At 35.7% G+C, this 22806-nt stretch carries 16 protein-coding genes; 1 reads left to right on the top strand and 15 read right to left on the bottom strand.

The window, feature by feature from the left end; translation table 11 throughout:
• Positions 1 to 97 precede the first annotated feature (97 nt).
• The 15 genes from pta to NLJ00_RS15245 form a co-directional block, all read right to left on the bottom strand.
• Positions 98 to 2191, bottom strand: coding sequence for a phosphate acetyltransferase (gene pta / locus NLJ00_RS15315; RefSeq protein ID WP_053473504.1), 2094 nt, complete (start codon positions 2189 to 2191; stop codon positions 98 to 100).
• A gap of 66 nt (positions 2192 to 2257) precedes the next feature.
• Positions 2258 to 3331, bottom strand: a complete 1074-nt coding sequence (gene corA / locus NLJ00_RS15310; RefSeq protein ID WP_053473505.1) for a magnesium/cobalt transporter CorA — start codon at positions 3329 to 3331, stop codon at positions 2258 to 2260.
• Positions 3332 to 3505: 174 nt separating this feature from the next.
• A complete protein-coding gene (locus NLJ00_RS15305) occupies positions 3506 to 4069 on the bottom strand; it encodes a DUF6252 family protein (protein WP_053473506.1) in 564 nt (187 codons plus the stop codon).
• Between the two features lie 351 nt (positions 4070 to 4420).
• Entirely contained in the window at positions 4421 to 5434 is a 1014-nt protein-coding gene (locus tag NLJ00_RS15300; protein ID WP_256634434.1) for a 5'-methylthioadenosine/S-adenosylhomocysteine nucleosidase family protein, read from the bottom strand.
• Entirely contained in the window at positions 5434 to 7974 is a 2541-nt protein-coding gene (locus tag NLJ00_RS15295; protein ID WP_256634433.1) for a GAP1-N1 domain-containing protein, read from the bottom strand. Before NLJ00_RS15295 ends, NLJ00_RS15300 begins: the two co-directional genes overlap by 1 nt.
• Positions 7955 to 8803: a TRAFAC clade GTPase domain-containing protein gene (locus NLJ00_RS15290; RefSeq protein ID WP_256634432.1), complete on the bottom strand. Its 849-nt coding sequence runs from the start codon at positions 8801 to 8803 to the stop codon at positions 7955 to 7957. The genes NLJ00_RS15295 and NLJ00_RS15290 overlap by 20 nt, the downstream gene beginning before the upstream one ends.
• A 2-nt stretch (positions 8804 to 8805) precedes the next feature.
• Positions 8806 to 9771 carry a TRAFAC clade GTPase domain-containing protein gene (locus NLJ00_RS15285; RefSeq protein ID WP_256634431.1) on the bottom strand — a complete coding sequence of 322 codons (966 nt, stop codon included), beginning with the start codon at positions 9769 to 9771 and terminating at the stop codon, positions 8806 to 8808.
• A 1-nt stretch (position 9772) separates the two neighbouring features.
• Positions 9773 to 11035 carry a GTPase-associated system all-helical protein GASH gene (locus NLJ00_RS15280; protein WP_256634430.1) on the bottom strand — a complete coding sequence of 421 codons (1263 nt, stop codon included), beginning with the start codon at positions 11033 to 11035 and terminating at the stop codon, positions 9773 to 9775.
• 19 nt (positions 11036 to 11054) lie between these two features.
• Positions 11055 to 13415 carry a S8 family peptidase gene (locus NLJ00_RS15275; RefSeq protein ID WP_256634429.1) on the bottom strand — a complete coding sequence of 787 codons (2361 nt, stop codon included), beginning with the start codon at positions 13413 to 13415 and terminating at the stop codon, positions 11055 to 11057.
• A gap of 1 nt (position 13416) precedes the next feature.
• Positions 13417 to 14505, bottom strand: a complete 1089-nt coding sequence (locus NLJ00_RS15270; protein WP_256634428.1) for an AAA family ATPase — start codon at positions 14503 to 14505, stop codon at positions 13417 to 13419.
• 347 nt (positions 14506 to 14852) lie between these two features.
• Positions 14853 to 15323 (bottom strand): JAB domain-containing protein, encoded by a 471-nt coding sequence (locus NLJ00_RS15265; protein ID WP_256634427.1) that lies wholly within the window; start codon positions 15321 to 15323, stop codon positions 14853 to 14855.
• A 224-nt stretch (positions 15324 to 15547) separates the two neighbouring features.
• Positions 15548 to 16864, bottom strand: coding sequence for a PcfJ domain-containing protein (locus NLJ00_RS15260; protein WP_256634426.1), 1317 nt, complete (start codon positions 16862 to 16864; stop codon positions 15548 to 15550).
• The gene (locus NLJ00_RS15255) at positions 16861 to 17241 is read right to left on the bottom strand and encodes a PcfK-like family protein (protein ID WP_256634425.1); all 381 of its coding nucleotides are present in this window, start codon (positions 17239 to 17241) and stop codon (positions 16861 to 16863) included. The genes NLJ00_RS15260 and NLJ00_RS15255 overlap by 4 nt, the downstream gene beginning before the upstream one ends.
• Before the next feature lie 24 nt (positions 17242 to 17265).
• A complete protein-coding gene (locus NLJ00_RS15250; protein WP_256634424.1) occupies positions 17266 to 17625 on the bottom strand; it encodes a DUF7222 domain-containing protein in 360 nt (119 codons plus the stop codon).
• 35 nt (positions 17626 to 17660) lie between these two features.
• On the bottom strand, positions 17661 to 18050 hold the full coding sequence (locus NLJ00_RS15245) for a single-stranded DNA-binding protein (protein WP_256634423.1): 390 nt from the start codon (positions 18048 to 18050) through the stop codon (positions 17661 to 17663).
• 320 nt (positions 18051 to 18370) lie between these two features.
• On the opposite strand from NLJ00_RS15245, the gene NLJ00_RS15240 reads away from it, so the two are divergent.
• Positions 18371 to 22639, top strand: a complete 4269-nt coding sequence (locus NLJ00_RS15240; RefSeq protein ID WP_256634422.1) for an NACHT domain-containing protein — start codon at positions 18371 to 18373, stop codon at positions 22637 to 22639.
• Positions 22640 to 22806: the final 167 nt, after the last annotated feature.

Here is a 22806-nt window from a genome sequence, read left to right as displayed (position 1 = left end):
ATCAAAAATAAAATCTGTGTAAATCTGCGTTTTCGCGATAGCGAATCAGTCTCATTCGCGTTCTATTTTTTTATTTTAATTCCAAATTTTTAATTGATTATAATCCCTGCGCTTGTATTGCTGTAATTACAACTGTATTGATAATATCATCGACTGTACAGCCTCGGCTTAAATCATTTACAGGTTTGTTTAAACCTTGTAACATTGGTCCAATTGCTAAAGCACCTGTTTCTCTTTGTACGGCTTTATAAGTATTATTTCCGGTATTTAAATCAGGGAAAATAAGTACGCTCGCCTGTCCTGCTACTTCAGAATCCGGCATTTTGCTTTTTCCAACCGCGCGATCGACTGCAGCATCGTATTGAATTGGCCCTTCAATTTTTAAATCAGGACGTTTTTGTTTTACGATTTCGGTTGCGGTTCTCACTTTATCTACTTCATCCCCTTTTCCTGAAGCTCCTGAAGAATACGAAAGCATAGCTATTTTTGGTTCAATTCCGAAAGCGGAACTTGATTCTGCTGATGAAATGGCAATTTCTGCCAATTGTTCTGCCGTTGGGTTTGGATTAATGGCACAATCTCCAAAAACAGAAACCCTGTCTTCTAAACACATAAAAAATACGGATGAAACGACAGAAGAATTTGGTTTTGTTTTGATGAACTGAAGCGCCGGTAAAATAGTATGCTGCGTTGTATGTGCCGCTCCCGAAACCATTCCGTCGGCGTGGCCTTTGTACACCATCATCGTTCCGAAATACGAAACATCTTCCATTAAATCCCTGGCCATTGTAATACTTACGTTTTTAGCTTTTCTAAGCTCATAATACGTATTGGCGTAATCTTCGTAAAGTTCAGATTCTTTAGGATTTATAATATTTACTTTTGAAAAATCAAGGGTGATTCCTAATTCAGTAACTTTATTTTCAATTTGCTTTTTATCTCCAATAATCGAAATATCAACTACATCCATTGCCAAAAGCCTTGAAGCTGCAATAATAATCCTGTCATCATTTCCTTCCGGAAGAACGATGTGCTTGCGATGCTGTCTGGCTCTTTTAACCATATTGTATTGAAACATTTTTGGCGTCATGCCTTCTGCTTCAAAAGTGATTAATCTTTCTGATAAAGCGTCGTTATCAACGTATTTCTCAAATGTAGTTATTGAGGTTTCGATCTTGTGCGTATTGTTAGCGTAGATTTCAGATTTAATAGATCCTATTTTGTTTGTAATGTGATACGTTCCGCCATCAACAGCAATAATTGGAACAATGGCCGAAAGTCCTTCTATAAGCTTTAAAATACTTTCTTCCGGAACAATATTTCCGGTTAGAATGATTCCTGAAATAGTTGGGTAATTTGCAGATTCATTTGCCTGTAAAGCTCCCAGAATAATATCAGATCGATCTCCTGGCGTAATTACGAGCGCGTTATTATTTAAATGAACCAAATAGTTATGCAATTGCATAGCTCCCACACTAAAATGGCCAATTTCATTATTCAGGTAATTTTCTCCAAATAACACTTTTGCGTTAAGTTCATTTACAATTTCCTGCATGGTAGGATTGTTTAAACTTGAAACCAGCGGAATTGTATTTACTAAAACATTTGGAGGAAGGCTTTTTTGCAGGCTTTTGGTAACTAATTCAATATTTTCGGGCTGTACTTTATTGGCAAAAACAGATAAAACTTCAACCTCTTTTACTTTAAAAGAATCGTAAACCAGATACAAACTATCAACCAGTTCTTCTAAAGTTTTACCAATTCCTGAACCAATAATTATGGTTGGAATTCCGAGGTTTTTTGCAATTAAAACATTCAAATCTAATTCAATAGAAGTTCCTTCACCGGTAAAACTCGTTCCTTCAACCAAAACAAAATCAAATCGTTCTTCCAGTTTTTTATATTTCTCGATAATCAAATCCAGAACCTCTCCTATTTTACCTTTATTTTTCTTTTTAATCAGTTTGCTTTTTGTGATAGCATACGCATCTTCAAAATGAATATCAAGGTTAAAATAAGACAAAACTGTTTCGATATGATTATCTACTTCACCATCCACAAAATCTTCGATTATAGGCCTGAAATAACCTACTTTAGCCGTTTTACCAATCAAAATACTCATTAAGCCAAGTGTAATTATCGACTTCCCGCTGTTTTGATCGCTTGTGGCTATATATATAGCTTTACTCATAATTATTTATATTATTCTAAATATTAAATCCACACAAAATCATTTTTTTCTAAATTGAAATAAACATTAAAACCAACGTCTTTTCTTGAAATAAATGATTAATCCCAACACTAACAAAAACATAATGCCCATTACTACAAAATAGCCGTTTTCTGTTTTCAGTTCCGGCATATTTTCGAAATTCATTCCATACACTCCAACAATAAAAGTCAGCGGAATAAATATGGCTGAGATTATAGTTAAAGTTTTCATGATTTCATTCATTTTCCGGCTTTGTTCCGAAAAATAAAAATTAGAGGCACTTTCGAGCGCGCTCATATCTGATTCTATTTGTTCCAAAAGTTCTAAACTTTTTTGATGAAGTCTGATAAAGAAATTAAACGTTTCTTTCTGAATCAGACCGTTATTTTCATCGTCATCTTTAATTGTTTTTAGATAATATAAAGAATCCCGAAGCGGAACTATTGAACGTTTTAGAAAATTAAAATTATCCCTGTGATTCTCAATTTTTTCTAAAATTACAGGATCAGCTCCTTTTTTAGTCAAATTGATTAATTCTTCGATCTTCTCTTCTTCATCTTCAATTGTAATGTAGAAGTTTTCCATAACGGCATCTAAAAGTAAATACAGCAAATAATCTACTTTTTTAGTCCTTACAATTCCTGCATGTGTACGAAGGCGCTCGCGAATGTGGGTAAAGAAATCACTTCGTTTTTCCTGAAATGAGATTAAAATTCCGTCTTTTAAAATAAAACTAATTTGTTCTACGCTGATACTATCTGAATATTCAGAAGGCAAAAGTGATTTTATATTAAAGAATAAAACATTTTGCTGTTCCTCTAGCTTGGTTCTTTTGGTAGTATTTAAAATATCGGCAAGTAAAAAATCATCCAGCTTAAAATGTGCACCAATTGTTTTAATAAGATTGATGTCATTTAGACCATGAATATTCAGCCAGTTATTTTTAGAATAATCAAAACAGGAATTTAAAGCAAGAACTGTAAACTTTTCATATTCAACAACATCGGCATCATCATAAACAAAAAGCTGCATTTCGGCTTCATGTTCTTTATGCGAGCCTGTATATTCTAAAGTAATGTGTTGGAGCTTTCTTCCTTTTTTGTATTTAATCTTTCTCATTCAAAAAAATTTACAATAGTAATATTACGAAAAAGAATCTGAATGGGAAATGACAATTGTCATTTTGTAAAAAACCTTATAAATAGATGCACTGCAGTGCATCTCTACGTTAAATAACAGGCATAAAAAAACCGAGTCATTTCTAACTCGGTTTGATATCATTTTCGATGTAATTTATTGTTTGTAAACCGTATATGATAAATTAGTAAACACTCCATTTTTTACTTCAAAAACTTCTGGAGTTACAATTTTAGTTTGCAACACGCCTCCTTTTACAGCTTTAAAACTAAATGTTCCCGAAACCGTCTTTTTATTTGGATCCATTGCGGTTATTGTTATTTTTCCAGAAACAGGAATGTGTTCTGTATAAGTATTTCCATCGATTAAATAAGAATTAATAAATAATGCATCACTAACCTGTAATTTTTTATCTTCTTCATCTATCTCTTCGTAAAAATTATATTCTTTTAATGGCATTGCATCTTCAGCAGTAGTAGCGTTTTCACATGCAAGCATAAGCATTTTAGAATCATCTTGAATGTTTATATCAAAACGCTGGTTCATTCCTGGTACTTTAATTAAAGTCACACTATTGATTTTTGTAGGTTTCCAGTCTGCTCCATTTATAACAGCAGAAACTGAGTTTTCATTGTCAACAGCATTATCATCGTTATCACTGCTGCATCCCGTAAATAGAATAGTCAGGAAGATAAACCCGAGGCTTAAGATTTTTTTCATGGTATTTTTTGTTTTAGGTTATTTTTCCCAAAACTAAGCTAAAACCTGATAATTAAATTGAGGGAAACCTCATTTTGCGAAGTTTTTTTCAATTAAATCAATCTTAATTTTCATATAACTGAAACACAACAATTTAATATATAGACACAAAAAAACCGAGTCATTTCTGACTCGGTTTTTATATTCAATTGTAGAGACGCACCGCAGTGCGTCTTTACGTAGTAAATTATTTTACTTCTTCAAAAGTAACAACATCTATATATCAAGACTTTACAAACAAATGGTACAAATAAGGTACAAAATAAATTAACCTTCATAATATTATTTGATATCTAAAGCTTTAATACCGAATTAAAAAAGATCATTTATTAACTGAGGAAAGTCAGCTTTAACTTCATTTATTAAAGTGGCAATTGTAATATTTTTACCACCCCCACCGTGGGATAGCTTTTCAATAGCGTTATACCATTGTGATCTTCGACTCGAGCTATTAATCAAAATAGAAACGTCCCCTCCCGAACGTTTCCAAATATCATCCTGCTCTGGACCTTGCGGATACAACTTCACCAGTTCGTCGACTAATTTCTTTTTAAACTTTTCTGAACTTATATCTTCCTCCAGTTTGTTGTTTATTTTCAATGCGTCGATCATTTCAAATGTAAACGCTGAAGCATTGGCAGCTGCAGTAGGTTGTGAACCACTAGCATCAGATTCTTCCTTATTTTCAATTAAATCTGAGATCCCTCGTATTTCAATGCCGTGAGCGTGATATGGTCTGACAGCCAGTAGATATCCATTCCCTTCCATATCTACAGCTGCAGCGTCACTACAGTAACGTTTAATATAATCAAACGTTGTTGCACGGGTTGAAGAAACAACTTTTTCTCCAGCAGCAATTGGCAAAACAAAAGAATTCGGTCTTTTATCTCCAACCAGTTTTTCAAGCCATTTACCTTCCCTTTGTACATGTTTTGCAAGCTGTTCTAAAATATAAGATGATTGAACCGTATCAAATCTAGGCTTAAACTCCTTATCGTCTTTGCCAACTTCAAAACCTATAACTTTAGATGATGCGACAACATCACCTAATGCCACATCTTTTATTCCGCCCGCAATACCAACAAAAAAGGTATAATCAGGTTTAAAATAATCTATCGCCCTTCCTGTTTCATCCGCTGCACGTACATTACCTGCACCCGTTGCAACTAACAAAACCGAAAAAACATCATTTCCAGAAATATATTTCCCTGAATTGTAAATAGAACCTGTTGAAGGGTGAACTTCAACATTTATTTCACTCAAATATTTTTTAACCGCATCAAATTCAAGCCCTAAAGCTGTCATTATAAGTATTTTGTTTTTCATTATTTTATATGTTTTTGCAATTCTTTTAATTCATTATTATGAGGATAGTCATCAATCATTATTTTTAATAATGATCCTACAGATATATGTGCTCCTCCACCACCGTTTCGTAAAAGTAAAATACCTAGTTTCCAGTTTTCTTCACGAGTTCCTTGATTGACAAATTTACTTACATCACCACCTGCTCTTTTCCACACATCACTATGTTCTGGACCTTGAGGATATAGAGCAATAGCCTTACTCAAAACCTCTGAAAAAATTGCATCAATAGAAACCTGTCTCCCTAACAAATTTGCATACATAAGACTTTCATAAAAACTAAAATTTATAAGAGACTTACAATTGTTTAAAGCGATTCTATATTGTGAATTCGTCTTTGCCTTTTCAAAAATTTGCCTAGCAGATAAAACAAATCCATTCTCTAATACAATATCTCCTAATTTTGATGAATCCATTTCACTTAATTGGACACTATAATAATATATAAAGTTTGAAAGATATAAATCTTTTAAGTTAGGTATTATTGAAAAGGCAATCAAAACTGCACTTATATTTGTTCTATTAGCCTGTAGAAAGGCACTCGTATTATCATCACTACTTAGAATGCTCATAATTTCTGGCTCGACGTCGTCAATCATTAGGGTTCCTTCAATAAGTTTATCCATACATCCCACAGCGGTCGCTTTCTTAAACTTTTGCAAATAAACCTGCGGAAGATTTAGCCATATGTCTCGTCGATTTTGAAATTGTGACAAATCCGAAAATTCACTATCTGAAAAAAAATGCAAAATCAACTCCGGAATTTTTATTCCTCCCTTGATTAAAACGACAACCTTTTCCCAAATACCAGCCAAGTTTTCTATACCATATGACAGATCTTTTGTTAAATTTAAACTTTCAGACCAAATTTTTAACCATATAGATTGATCAACATCCAATAATCTTAATAAAGATGATTTTGTAGGTATTCTCCGTGCATATTCTTTAACTAAGAAATCATCTTCTGTTTCGAGAGTTAAATCCAATAATTCAATATCATTTAATTTTTTTAATAGTAAATGAGAACCTTCAAAAGAAACAGAGGAAGCACTTCTTTCAAATTCGATTTGTAAAACGACTGCTTCTTTGGCAGATAAATATTGCAACAAAATATGAGAATGTAAAACAAACCAATTTCTGGAGCGAATATTGACTGCTATTCTTTCTGCTGTCATACTATCAATAAACTTGGGCATTGATTTAATAAATTTAATCTCAGTATCAAAATCTGCATTATTAAATAACAACAACTTAACCATCCCAATTTCTGATTTAAGAAAAATTTTCCAAATATTGTAAGATACTATATCCGTAATATTACTCATTACTTTAGAAAAACCTTTCATTACTGCTTTATGCCACCATTCAGTTCGAGTACCATCATTAAGCCTAAGAAGTTCAATCATTGCGTCAGATTGAAAGTGCTCTTCACTATTAAATGTTTTAAAAATAAATTCTTCGATTGCGCTAGCAACAATAATTTCCCCATCTGCAATGCCATTCAAGACAAGATTACTTAAGCTTTTAATATTACTGTTTTGTTCTGAAGAAATTGCATCCGAAAACTTTTGGATAATTTTACTTTTTACAAATATGCCAAAAGATGGATCTGGCGAAATTTTAGAGATATTTCTTACCAACAATCTAATTTCATCTTGACTTATATTTTTTTCTAATTTTTGGAACAATTGAAATGCCTTAACTGCCAGTGTAACTTTTGACCAGTCGGACAGTTGAATATTTAAATTAGTAATAAACTCCTCAAAAATATTATTTGCATTTTTGCAAAGCACAAATTTTTCAATTTCAGATTCTATCTGAACATTTTGTAATTCTACATCTTCTACATAAACTGAGTTTTTAAGAATCGATTTTAAGTCTTCCTGAAAATAAATTATTGTTTTTTCATAGTCTAACGACGATAAGGAAAAACCTGCAGTGTAGGAGAAATTCTTTTTTAAACCTATAGGTAAACCTGGCCATATCGTACATAAAGCCTCTTCAAAGGACGTTAGTTTCCCGCAAAATAGCACTGGTGATTTTTCTGTAATGATATTTTGCAAAATCTGCTGAATATAAAGCGGAAATTCTTGTGTCTCGTTTTTTTTAGGCACTGTAGGACTAAATGAAATAATATCTAACTCAGCATTAATTGGAATCTGACTAACAAAATATGATAATACGTCCGTCAAATTCGCAATGTAAGCCAAATCATTCAGTTCCAAAATGAGTACATGCGTAAAAACCATCCCGCCACGTTCTGCGTTAAGATCAGGAAATGTTTTTGTAAAAACGTATTTTCTATCAAAACGTATTCCTGACAAATAAGGTTCCATAATTACACCCGCAGGTATAGCCCCTGGTCTATCTGTAAATGCAGTTAGAAACGAATTTAAATCACTATCACTAAAAGTTGATGCAATGCAGCCGTGTGATTTTCCGACATCGCCGTAAAAGGCCTGTTCTATTTTAACGTGATACTTATCCAATGAATGTTCCAATTGAAAGTGTTAAATCTGATTCTTTCTTCCCTTCAGATGTTATTATATATCCAAATTTTTCTGGACCCTTTTTCACAAAATCTCGATCTGCTTTTTTTATATCCAAGCTTTTTTCTGTCGCAGATAAGCCAATTACATCCAAATGCTCAGCTTTCCAAGTCTGTACAAGATAATTCCAAAATAAAGGCAATTTTTCGCGAAGTAACTCATAGGGCAATCGATTTTCAGACTCTGCCTCCAAGAGGTCCCAACAAGACAAAACTATAGTTAATTTAGGATTGGAAATCTTACCTAATGTAGCTGTTCTTTTTGCATACAATAACATTTGCAGCAATTCTGTAAAAAATGCTGAATCTGAGAGTTTGAGGGCTGAAGCTTCTTTATTTCGTTTAGATAGTACATCCATTTCAGGAATTCCACGATTAATGATATCTTCAAGAGGAATGATTTCATCTAAACGTATGAAAAGCATCCAGGAATCGCTTTTTTCAATTTGGTCCTTCCATATTTTGGAAATACGCCTATCATTAAAAATCGCCTTCACTTGCTCTCCACCATAGTCTGGAAAGTTAAATGTTATATTTTTCCCATCTGCATCAACAATTTGCAATTCAAGTGTTTCATTTGAATTAACATTAGTATGATCAGCTGCTTTACCATCATTAAGACATTCTAGAACCTCTTTAAAAATATTCAGATTTTCTGGCGGTGAAACAATTTTATAAAAGCTTTCACGAGTTTGTAGCCTACCATAAAGTTGGCCTCCAAAATGTGTCTTTCCAACATTTGGCCCTCCGATTATCAGTATGTTATTTTTATTTTGTGACATAGTTATCGTTTTGAAAGGAACATATCATCAGTACGATGCTGATCAACGTCCGGTAATTTGTTCACTTGTTTTGATATTGTTTCTAATGTCCATGAAACAACATTAAGAATATTCTTATAAAAAATACCGTCTTTACCCTCATGTACACTTGTTTTAAATTCTGAATAATTAATTATATCAGAATTTGTGACATAGCCTGACACTTGTTCTACAATTTCTGCATCAAGTTCAATATCAGATTTGGACCAGATTAGTCCAAAAGGTCGGCTTCCCAGTCCTACCTTTATCCTATCTGATACTTGTCTTATTTGCCTACGAGCTTTGCCAAGACTTTCTCCAGCCAGCATTTCACAATCTGAAAACAAAAGGAATGCATCCGCATTTTGATGAATCCATTTGGCACCGTCTGCATTTGGGTCATTTTGATTAATTGTCCAACTATCAAACCATTCACCAGGTGCATCTGTAAAAACAAGCTCTTTTTTTTCACCTGAACTATTTCTCAAAGAAATATGCAATAGACCCGGAACTCTACCAGAATTACCACTAGTATGGGGAGGAAACTGAATGTTGTTATTTTGTTTCCAACTTAGATACCATGCAATATTTTCCCATCCATTTAAAGTCAATGAACCCGAAAATTGATAATCACCAACTTTATGTCCGTTGCGCAGCAAACAATATAAAGTTGCCAGAAATGTAGTTTTTCCTGCACTTGCAACACCGGTAATACCGATTAACAACACTTTCGAGGTAGAAGTAAGAAAATTCAGATCCTGTAATCCAAATGTATTTCCAGTCCAAGGAATACGCAAAAAGTACTCAGAATCAATTTTTTCATTGATTTCTATTGTTTCCGCTGCAGAAGTTTTTTTATAATGTGGACATTCATTTAAAACTTCACAGCCTTCATAATTACATCCTGTTTCTTCAGGATAGCAATCTTCTTTGCAACAATTTCCTGCCATTTTAAAATGTTGTTAAATGTTCAGCCATAAAATCATGCAGAACCATGACCCCAATATCATTCAGCGAAACCATTTCTGAATCATCAATTCCAGTATATTGCTTAAAAGTGTCCACAGTGGTTTTACCTTGAAAAACTAAACCAAAATAATCCGAAATAGAAATTCTTCTAACCGAACTTTCAATTTCTTCAAAATAACTCTTTAACATCGATTTATGTTCCAAAGTATCAATGGACTTTAGAAGCTCTGAAAATGATATTTTTTCATCGGCAGAATCTTCCAATATTAACAATGTATCTCTTAATAAAAAATCGACACTAACTGGAACTATAGATGGCAACTGTTGAAACAAGTCATTTGCCATAATAAAAGGCTTAGTAAATTTATCCACAGTTCTATAGCTGTTTTCTAAAGAAGTAGAATATAAAGTTTCCTTCCACCAAAGCAATTTGCTTCTTCGTTCAACTGCCTGTATAGAACTAAATGATGCTTTTAATGTTTGATCCAGTGATGCTTTGAATTCCGTAAAAAATTTATTTATTGGAGTTTCGATCGAAGTTGGCGACAAGCCATCTGAAAACGATTTGAATGTCTCCGTTAAAATATTTTCAATTCCCGTTGTTGCATTTGTGGAAAAGTGAGTTGACCATTGATCAGCATGGTGGTACGGCTGATACCCCTCAGGAGAAGTATTTGCTGCTGTTTTTAATTTTGCTTTCAGATCTTTACTATCAATTTTTACTTCACTGAATTTTAAACCACTAACTTTCAGAGTAGAAATTTTCAATTCAGGTTGGGTTGTTGTCAAAGACCATTCTTGAACTGCATTTTCCTCTGCAATATTACCAAGGTCATGTAACATCTTTTCAATAATAGCTTTTTCTTTCCCTAATTTAGCATAAGAATAAAAATTTGTAGCTGTCAGGTATATAACTCTTGCAATAGATGCGTTTTCGGTACCAAGGTCATATAATGCATTTAGAATAACCGCTCGTAATAAAGGAATCGGTCTTTCAGTAAATTTTGAACGCAAAGCTTTCCAATTAGCTGAAACTATTGCTTCGGTATCTATTAAAACACTTTCTGTATCTGATATAGAAGGATCCAAAGCAACTAAAGTATAATTAATAAGCAAACCTTTGTTTGCTGCTAATTTAACACGAAGGTCTTCTATTGATTTTGTAATATGTACAAGTCTTTCATCACTATCTCCTATATCCAACAGACCAGCCTGGAGAAATGGCTGCAATAACTTACTTTCCATGTTTTATTATTATTTTTAATTAAAAATCTAAATTATTATTAGTTTCAATCCTAACTTCTTCCCTGATTTTAATATTGGAATGTACAAAATTCCTATCGGCTAATAGTCTTGAAACCTCATTATAAACCTGTTTTTCAGATTTCGTATCTCGAATTGTTACTATAAGTGTAAAATCTTGATTTAATTCTTCTCCATCCTGTATCGCTAAAGTTTCAGCAAAGTCCCTGTACGTTCCCTTAATTTTAGCATACCACTTTCTATTAGCAGCTAAACTATCACGCTGTCTTGCATCCTTCATTTCAGTTAGATTAACTGAATATTTTTTAACGGGTTGATATTTTTTACCGTAATTAAGCAATACTCGTTCACGTGCATATTCGCTTTGAGTATCCTTAATATGTGCACTTTTATAATTGGAATCAAGTAAAACATTTTGCGTATCGTCAGGACCAATTTCATTGAGAATATTTGCCTTAGTAGTGTCTCGCTCCTTTATATTTTCATAAGTTCCAAACATTAAATCTAAATTTGATTGGCAGTATTCAGCACCTTGTTTTTCTCTAAGTACAGGCTGGCCAACTAATGTGATTTTAATTTCCCCGTAAAAAAAGCCGTCAGGATCAATTAAACTTTCCGGAAAAGGGAATTCTAATATTTCTATAAATTCGCCACGAGTTATATTTTCCTGAAGGATAAGTGTTATTTCATGAGGATCATTATAGATAATCTCATCTGCCGAATCAGGAATACCGAATCCCATTTGATTAACTCTTTCACTAATAGGAAGACTGATTCCCGTTGGATATTTAGCAGAATGAATGGCTAAAGCTTTTAAAAGAGTAGGATTGAAAGCCTCATTAATTTTAAAACTTAATTCCGACAGTAATGATGTTACCCTTGGAGTAGCAAAACTAGTCCCAATAATTTTTACAGAACTTCCATTGTGAGCAATTGCATTTACTCCATTCTCTACTCTTCTTCCATCTTTCATGCCTGCATTGCCACCAAATGATACTATATCAGGTTTGATGCTATTAGCAGGGCCAGGCCCTATTCTTGTAAATGGCGAAGGATGATTGATTTCCGAAATATCATTATTGCCCTTTGAATGGGCAACTGAACCGACCACCAAGGAACGGACTGAATCGCCTGATCTTGCCACTCTGCTTTTAGGATGCCCTTTTTCAAAATTCCTACAATTTCCTGTCGATTTGCAAATAATTACATCATTTGCTAATTGAATATCATCTAAAGCTTTACCGAAATCCGAAAAGTCATTCATATCCGATTCAGCAGCTGTACCTAATGATAGATTCCAAATTTTAATATGATTATTTTCCTTTATTGCTTCTCTAATATTTTCTACTAATTCATCTTCATCTATTGATTCCTGCTTTTGATCAGGAAATACTGTGGCATCAAAAATTTTACAGCCCGTATTGCCAGTCCAATTTTTACCTTGTAATTGATCCCCATAAAGTATAATACTTGATACACATGAACCATGCATTGGATCAATTAATTCTTCAGGATATGAAGAGAATTTATCATCAAGTAACCAAGGTGCCAGATAAGAATTTCTAGAAACACCTGAATCCAAAACTCCAACTACTGGATATTCAACACCTTCTTTTGGTATCTTTATCTCAACAGTATCTTCTGACGCTACACTATCGGTCTCTACTCGATATTTAGGCATAAAAGTTATAGATTCTAATGCTTCAAAATCTGAAATGCTATCTAATGTTCCTGGTGAAGCATTTTTAATTTTAAATATTATTAATCCTGGAGAGTAGTTTACCTCTTTTACTTCAATATCAGATTCTGCGCAATACTTAATAAAAGCAATTTTGACTGCGTTATTGATTTCATAATTAAGAAAGTCAATTAATGAAACCTTAACCGTTTGATTATCTTCAATATCCACAATAAAAGGCTGAAACACCTCCATTGATTCAATTGCAGAGATACCTCGCGGATTTTTTATATAGTTTGTTATGTTATTTTTAATCTGTATTCCTTCTTCAATACTTTCCACTTTCACAATGGCACTATTAGAGTCAAGAAAACCAATAATATTATTTTTAGTTACTTTTCCGTTGAAAATTTTTTGAATGTCTTTCCTATGTGATTTAGCAATAGCACTATCATCAATATCAATTCTCAATATAGCTGGTATAAAACTTCTTGAATTACTACGTTTTTGAAATACAGCGATTAATTCATTAATAGGTTCAATAAAACTTTCTGCTCTTTGAGCAAGCAATTGACCAGATAATTCCCATTTTGGAACATTATCGCTGCCACCACCTTCAACTCTTCTTTCATCAATTTTTTGCCTTTTTTGAAAAAGCTTGATTGGTAAATTTTTCTTAGCCATCTTATTCTATATTTAAAGCGTTTCTAACTTGTCTTATTGAAATATCTAAATAACTTGCAATTTGTTTCTGTGGAATATGACTTTCGTTTAGAAACCTAATCATTTCCTCTGGCAGAAACCTGTTGTTGTTTTTATATTTAAAATATTCGGAAAAAATATCTTCATATTCAAAATCTGATTTTTTTATGATCGAATTATAATATGCACTATTAATAATTTTAATAATTTCAGAATGAGATAGGTTGCCCATATAATTTTTAACCATTTCAAATTTTTTATCATCGGTCGCTAAACTTGAACCAATTTTCTCAAAATAATTTGTAACTAGATTTTTTATTTCATCTGAATTAGGCTTATTTACATTTACTACTTTTTCAAATCTTCTCCAAATCGCACTATCTAATAGTTGCTCGTGATTGGTTGCCGCAATCAATATACCTGTTTCTAAAAATTCATCTATATTTTGCAAAAGGCTGTTAATAACCCTTTTTAATTCTCCAGTTTCTTGATTATCATCTCGTGCTTTGGCAATTGCATCGAACTCATCTAAGAACAAAATACAAGGTTTGCTTTTGGCATAATCAAATAATTTCCTAATATTCTTTGCAGTATTACCTAAAAGAGAGGAAATTAAAGAGTCAAAACGCGCTACTACAATTGGAACATCTAACTCTCTAGCAATATGCTTTGCTAATGTTGTCTTACCACAACCTGGAGGACCATAAAGCAAAAGAGACAGATTAATATCTAATCCCTTACTTTTTATTTCATTTTTAGAATTTACTAAAGAAATAAAATTATTTATTGGTTCCACAATACCTTCAGATACAATTATATCAAACTTTATATCCTGTGGCAATATAATATCTGCAATATTCAATCTTGTATCATTATCAACAGGCGCATCAAACAACTGATCTTTAAAAACCGGCATCCCTTTAGCGCCTTGAATTGTTTTTAAAATTTTATCAGCCAATTTACTATCTCCATCATCTCTTAATTTTTTCGCTAAATGATTTGAGTAACTAATTACCTTTTTATGGTCGTTATTCAGTCCACCTTCAATTATTTTTATTAATTCCGTATACATCGATGTAAATTATTTGGGTTTTTATGATACAAATATAACTAAAAACGTAATACAAAAACACAAAAATGTAATTTTATTTCATGTAACCGTAAAATTATTACTTAAAAACGTTTCATTTCAAGCAATTAACGTAATTAAAACTGTAGTTTTTAAGAAACTAAATAATTACTTCAAATAAATTATTAAAATTTGTCTTAAAAGAGAAAAGATAGATACTTCAGCATCCCAATTAAAAAAACTACTGGAAAACCATTAGTTATTGTAGGTACTTCATTTTACAATGGACTATCATCCGAATAATTTTGTTTTAGATTTAAATCAAGGATGCTGTATTTTTAATAAAGGCGCTATAAAGCGCCTTCATCTACAAAGGAATAATAGGTTTCGGGAGTAATGATAAGATGATCCAGCAATGTGATATCCATAATCCTGCCTGCTTCCTTAACTTTATTGGTTATCTGTTTATCCGCTTCAGAAGGCTTTACCTGTCCTGAGGGATGGTTATGGATCATAATCAGCGATACCGCATTTGCTTTTATGGCTGCAGCAAAAATCAGCCTAAGGTCTACTGAGGTACCAGCTATTCCACCTGATGATACTTCATACATACCCAATACCTTATTGGACTGGTTCAGCAGCAGTATCTTGAACTCCTCGAAAAACTCAATTGTATCGGGGTTCCAGAACTGGAGCGCCAGCTGGTAAACCGTTTTGGAAGAGCTGATATAAGGTCTTTCTGAAGCTTTCACTTTTGTTTTGTAGACAAGCTGGATTTCTGCTGCCTGATTCCAGTTCTGAAGTGTTTTTGAAGTTTCCATGATTTCTTAAGTTTAAAGATTAATAATGGAACCTCAACCGGGAATGAGAAAGCGAGCGAAAAAAGCAACGCAATAAAGCAGGTTTTTCCGCCTGCATTTATGGGGGAATTTTTTTCTGCGAACCGCCTTTCCTTCCCGAACTTTGTTTCAGAATTAAGCCTGAACCCTGAAACAATATACCCTTCAAGTGTCTGCGCCGCGGAATTCCACAAAAAAGCCGAAAACTAATTTTCGGCTCTCTCCTCTTTTTTGTTTTTCATGCGCTTTTTAATCTGATAGAGGTTCTGATTGAGAAGCTTCAAAATCTGCTTATGATGCGGGGAAACCTTGTTTTTGTCTCCCCTGCACTGCAGGACTTCAAGCGAGGGAAGCGCCACCTCAATGGTCTCCACAGGCTTGTTCTCAAATTTGGCCGAAAGGATAAGGGAGTTTCTCTTTTTGTAGTATTCATTGGTAAATACGCAGTGGCGGAGCATATCGCCCTGTTCGAGAAAATCATTCACGCTTTCCATCACGCAGATGGAAAGATTTTCACGAGTGAACTCCAATCCGAAAAACTGTTTTTTCTGCTCTTCATAGCCAATCTGCGCCTGCTGTATTTGGGCTCTTAGTTCCTTTATATGCAGACGTCTTTGGATTATGCGTTTTTTCTCCACTAGCCTGTCGTGCACTTCTTCCAAATTCTCAGGGCATACCAAATCGGCATTATTCAAATCCTTTTTGAACCATCTGAGCAGGCTAATGTAATCTTCCCAAAGTGAAAAGTCTTTTACCTTGTAATTGTTCTTGGAGCAGGTTTTGACTGCCTGCCAGTTCTCCCTTATGTGCTGTGAGTGCGAGGTCAGATAATGAGAAAGAAAATCGGTCTGCCCTGTCTTGAGGAGTGTCTCTGCATGGGAATCTTTTAAAAGAGCCGTAAAAAGCACCTGAGGGGCGATGCCATAGAAACTGCCTTTGAATCCGTTTCTTTTCAGCACGGAAATCGCCTTTGAAGACGGATAGACCTTATAGGGATTGATGCGGTATTTGGGAGAACCCTCAAAACTTTTCGGGCGGATTTCAAGGGAAGTATAATATTTCCAAGAATCATAGGCGTGTGAAAAAACATTGGTGCCGAGAGAAAGGGTTCGTACCTCCCCTTTCACGTTTATCCAATGCTGCATCACTTCCTTATGAAAATAAGTCGGCATGCAGTTCTTTTTCATGTCCTTGTGCGAACAGATGATGCGTACGACCTGAAATCCTCCGCACACATCCAAAACAGCGAAATACTCAATTTCCTTGAAATGCACCTGATTGTATTGGTGCATTTTAAGCTTTCCATTGCACGCAGTGCAGTTTATGTACTTTTGGCAGGATGCTTTCTGCGCATCAGGCTTCCAAACGTGGGCGCAGTCAAGACAGTGGAATTTTCCCCTTGAAAGCACGCCCCATTTGATGAAAATGTTTTTTTCTGCCCAAACCTGCATCTTCTGCGATACAGGCGAAAGCGTCTCACTAAAGGACACAATCTGTTTTTCGATGATGGTCTTGGGTATCATAGGTCAAAGAGTGTCAAGGTTTTTGATTCGGCTTTGGGAGCAATCAATGCCGTTTTTGCAGTGGCGGTATTCTGCGGAACTTCTACAACTGAAGTAAACAAATCAGCCACTACAGGCTCTTTCACAACAACTTTGCAGTTAACGGGCTGTGGCTGTCCGATGCTGTCATCGCTGTAGTACTTGACCGCCATATCAAATATTTCCTGATTGTCAAAGGCGCACAGTCCTGTTTTTTTCACCTCTCCGAATATGTAATTGCAGCAGCCCTCCAAGTTTTTGGACTGCTTGGCGAAGTCCTTTGCAAAGACAGCATCGGCAAGGGCGGTCTGATTGAGATAGTTTTCAATAACGGTCTTAAAGTTTTCTGAAGCTTTCATAAGGGAAGATTTAAGATTTCACAATTATTCAAAAGAGTTTCTGTAGATGTCGTAACAGTACTCTTCAAAACAGAGCCAGCACATAAAGGTGTAGTGAGGCAGACTGTATCTGTCTTTTATAGCTTCTCCAAGGGAATCTTCCATTTCTTTTCTGATGCCTTCCAAATCGTCCAAATATTCGATATAGAACTTTTTACAGTCGGCATGATAGATAAACTGGGATATCATACCGCTGATACATCCGCTTCTCTGCATATCTTCAAGGAATGCTTTGAGCTGCTGTTTCTTTGTTCCTTCATAAGACTGCATTTCCGAAAGAATAATCTTTTGGAATGCTTCGTGCACGCCATACTCGGCATATATTGATTTTTTCAAGGCTTTCATAACTCATTTTTTTAGGCTTATACATTTGATTCGGATTAGAAAGGCAGGTCGTCAGGCTGTTCCTTTTTGTTCTTTTCTGCAGGAGCTGTCTGCGCCTGCAAGGCTTGCGCATCTGACACAAACACCAGTATTTTGATATTGCTTGTGTGAAAAGTGAGGCTTGCTACAGCCTTGCCCTCAGAATTGAGATAGGCGTTCACTCCTACACGTCCGAAAAGCTCAACCATTGCGCCTTTTTTGAGCCATTGCGCAACACCCGAGCTGAGCCAATACGAGCAGTCTATGTAGGTGACTATTTTTGTTGTTTCCGTACTTCCTTTGGCTTTGTAAGTATCGTTAACTGCTATGGAGAAGTTTACCACCTCCCTGTCTTTTGCCGTTTTGGCAACTACTGCATCCCTTGTCAAACGTCCTGTGATTTCCATGATTTCTAAATTTTAAGTGATTACTCTTTTAAAAATTCTTTTCCCCTGCCCTTCCCAAAAATTGTTTTCAAAAGAAAAAACGGAAAAAAAGAAAGCGGCAATAAAGCGGGCATCAAGGATACGGAGGGCTATAAGTCCCGAAGGGCGGCTGTGCCGTTATGCGCCTGCAGGATCCGGCGCACGCTAACTTGGCTGCCTTTTTATCCGTTTCGAATGAAAACCACTAAGACTATCCTATTTCCTTCAGCCAGGATTCAAAATGCACAGCGCAATTGGCTGGATATAATCTATATTTGTGATACATTTAAAATTTGTTTTCCATGTCAAAAAAAGGAGGAGATTTAGAAATCCTTGCACTGGAGTTCCTTGACAAGATTTTCAAGGAACTAAAATTTACGGTTGTCCGCAAAAGGATCCAAGTATCAGGCACGCAGAACGGCTACGACAATTTAGTTGAGATCGTGAATGAGAAATATATAAGCAGATTGATATACAGCGAATGCAAGGATTATACAACGGAGCTGAATTACACCGATGCAATGATCAAACTGCCGCAACTTGCATCGGCTCATGAAAAAATCGATCTGGCACTTTTCATCTCGCCGAGAAAAGACTTTACCAATATTTTTGAGGAAACCAAAAACAAACCTTTTTTGGAAAACCTTGCCGACAGGCATTTCCCTGTCGCATTTTTAACTCCGGAAACAGGTGTGGAGAAATATTTTTCCCTTTATCCGGAAATCTACAGAAAGGCATATGACGAAGAGCCGCCAGTTCTCTCGGAAGCCGAAAGAGAAGAAATCCTAAATGAATTTGACAAATACATCTTCTCAAGCAGAAATCTGCAGAAGATCGTATTAGATGAATCTGACAAGCATCAGTATATTCAGGGTATTGAGACAGCCCCTTTTCATATCGAAAGGACCTTAAGGAAAAACCAGCAGAGAGAGTACGACTATTATCGCGCTTCTTCCAACAGCAAAACGCTGCTTTCCGAGATCCAGGAAAATAATAAAGGAATTATTTTACTGGGCAATCCCGGTTACGGAAAAACGTCGGAACTCCGCCAGCTGGCCGCCCGTCTTTGGAGTACGCGGGAGAACACAGAGATAATTCCGGTATTTAAATCATTAAAGAATTTTACTCCGCTGTGCAGGATTGAAGATTTTCTGCCGCCAGATTTCAGGCGCATCCCAAAGCTGGCAGTCATTTTCGATGGCGTCGATGAAATCGAAAATATCATCGACTTCAGCAGCAAGCTTAGGGAATTTATTGTCCAGAACGATGAATCATCTGAAAATGGAAGCATCCAATTCATCATAAGCTGCAGGACCAATATCTACAGAAAATACATTAAGGACATCAAAGGCCTTGACATCTACTTTTTAAACGAAGTAGACGTTTCCAGCGCCCTTGTTTTCCTTAAAGCAAAATATGGGCTGGATCTTCGTGAGCACAATACATTCGACATCTACAAAAACAGGGAAATTCTCGAAAATCCTTTTTATCTGGATCTGATCGGCATTTATTACAAAACCCATAAAAAGATCCTTACCAGCAAAGCGATGCTGATAAGGGAATTTGTCAATTCACGACTGGATCAAGACAAGGCTGATAAATTCCAAAACGACATCAGCTTTGACCGTGAACGCATCATAAGCTGCACCCAGAAAATCGCTTTTGCGCTGGAAGCGATGCAGAAGCCATTCCTGACTGCTACAGAAATTAAACGGGTAGCACAGATTGATGAAACAGGGCTTGCCAAAAACTCCTTTTTAGAAGAAAACATGACAGGAAGCTGGAGTTTTGTACTTAAAAATATCCAGGAATATTTTGTTGCCAGCATTCTCTCGGAACTGGACTTTGAAGAAATCATACAAATAATAAAAATTGACACGGATACTGACAAGGTTCATCCTACCTGGCATAACGTGGTAACCTTCCTATTGAACCTTATAACGGATGAAAGCCTCTACAATGCGCTGATCGGATGGCTGCTTGATAATGATTTCGAACTTCTTTTCAATGCCGATTCGGACCGTATTACCGATAAAACAAAAAGCAGGGCGCTCCAAAACTATTTTATCAAGAACTGCGTTGAGGACAATCTCTGGATTTCGGATCTTCAAAGCACAGCATTATTCAGCCAATGCGATGGCAATATAGAATACTTGATGCGCCAGGCGGCAGACACAGCCATCCACAGAAGAGCCAGAATGTCTGCCTTAAAGCTTTTGTCATACATGAGCATTTCCTCTTCCTATCTTGAACCGATAAAAGCACTGGTCACAGCAATCATAAAAGAGAACGATTCCACAGAAGATGATTATGTCTATCTGGTGCAGGATGCGATAATGCTTACCAAAAGCCTAAATATAAATGAAGATCCCGTTTTTTTCAACCAGATCATAACAATGCTTAAAAACAGGGATGAAAAGGAAATCGTCTATTCGATAATCTCCAGCACTCCTTCAGCATCTGCTGTTGAGAACATCGACTATTTTCTGGAAATCCTTGACAAGGCCATCGGCACCAAGCCATGGAATTCAACAGCAAAATTTCGATCCCATGTTTCAACCAAGGACACTATCCTGAGCCTTTTCGCCAGAATGGACAACGGTCCGGTACTGGTTAAAATCTATGCCTTCTCAATTGAGAAACTCAACAGCCACCAGTTCAAGGACAGTCTGAAAAAAGAGTTTTGGGCATATGCCAATTCCTTTTTCAAATCCAATAAGCAGTACCATGCAGATCTGATCAAGATCATTTCAAACGCGGTAATACATAACCAGGCAAATCATTATGATGATGATCTTCTTCTTGAAACAACTAAATCGTGCGGCATCCAGCCCCCATTGTTTGATATAGTGCTCAACTCGGTTGATGGAAACTCCGGCGACAGGCATTTTCTGGCTGAAGTGATAAGCGAGGATGATTTTGAAAAAGTCCTTCAAAAATACCTTCGCGGATCCGTGAACGAGGAATTCCTGCATCAGTTCAGAAATGTGCTCAGCCATAGGGATTTTGATATGAGCAAGAAACTTGAAGATTATATAGAATCGCGTACCCAATACATCTTCAAAGACAAATGTACTCACGAACAGCTTAATGAAAATAGTGAATACTGGCGCACAAAGGACCAAAGAGATTTTAATATTCTTTTTGATAATGCAGAAATTAAAAGGCAGATTTTCATTCTCTATGACTATATGGCCAAATCAGCACTAAATTATAAGGACATTGACAAATTCTATCACCGGTACTATGAAGATTTTGAACTGCAGAAAAAAGTCAACGGCAATGCCAAACAGCTTTTGTATGAAATCCTGAGAGACAATTACTCAGGAACGGCAAAACTCAGCAAGGCAGGCGTATGCAGAGAAATACAGATGGCTAAACCAAACCTGATACAGGATATACTAAACAGCCTTCCAGAGGAGAAAAAAAAGAACAAAATCGAGATTTCGGAGGATCAGAAACTATATATACAAAATTGGTGTACAGAAAATACCCCTTCAACCAAAGAATATTACTCGCAGCATCTTATCAAGGGAACTGCAGATAGCAATTACAGGTACAGCCACGATTACGCTGTCTTTGAGGCCATTCATAAATTTCAAAAGTTTTTCCGTTTTCACCTGGATGAGGAACTGCTGCTGGATATGCTCTGGATCTATTCCCATGAAAAAGGCATCCAGACCGACTTTCTGGATGGAATTGTGCCGATCGAAAAAGTCCATGACCGCATTCTGCACAACCTTTCAAACGCAGTGCTTTCTGCAGCAAATTTCTGCCAGCACTTGAAATACTGCCAGCTTAACGATATTGAAATTGATGTATCCGGCCTGGATTTAAAATCAAAGATCTATAGTTTTCTTGACAACGACCACTACTATTATGCAAGGGAAATCCTTGAGGATTATTTCAGTGGCAATTTGGATACCCTGAAAGAATTTTTGGAATATAATGCAGAGTACAAAAGAGATACCAATCGTTCTCTGTACGACTGCATCATAGCAATCCTAAAAAAGATGGGGCATGATGATACTGCCCGCGATTTTCTTATCGATAACTATTCACGCCTTCTGGAACAGGATATCTATACGGAAAAAGAACTGGTAAGAAAGCTGATCGGACTGAATTACAAGCATGGCTTTACCAGATATTATGAACTGTTAAAAGACCAGACCGACCGGAATGCAAAAGGGGAATTTGCTTTTAATAAAGATGAATGGCAGAATTTCAGCAATCCCGAGGCGCTGGAAATGCTGGCTGCAGTTTTTGAACTCTGCCTTTCATCGCCCGCTACCGATGATCTTTTTGGCGACCATTATTCCCCTTTGAGAATATCTCTGGAGACTATTGTCAATATCTGCAAGGCCAATGATGAGAAAACCTGCATAAAGGCACTGGAACTCCTGGACGGCATAAATGTGCAGTCGCTGAAGGAACAAAACATTGATTTGTTTCATCTGAACAGGCTTAGGAATGAAATCAAGGATGTGCAGTACAGCCATAAGTCAAAACCCTACCAGATTGCACAGGTCTTAAAAATAATTGACCAGAACAGTATTTTATTCATCAATTAATGCCTAAAATCACGGAAAAGATTCCATAAAAAAGGTGAACTAAATAGTTCACCTTTACTTTATACCTGATGCACTGGATAGAAAGACCTGCATTAACAAATGGCTGTCTACAAAACTCAGCTCTAGATCAGACATATCCGTTGAAAAAACAATAAAATCTTATCTGA

It is taken from the genome of Flavobacterium panici, from assembly GCF_024499525.1.
In the GTDB taxonomy this organism is placed as follows: Bacteria; Bacteroidota; Bacteroidia; order Flavobacteriales; family Flavobacteriaceae; genus Flavobacterium; species Flavobacterium panici.
This window is presented reverse-complemented; position numbering and strand designations above follow the sequence as displayed.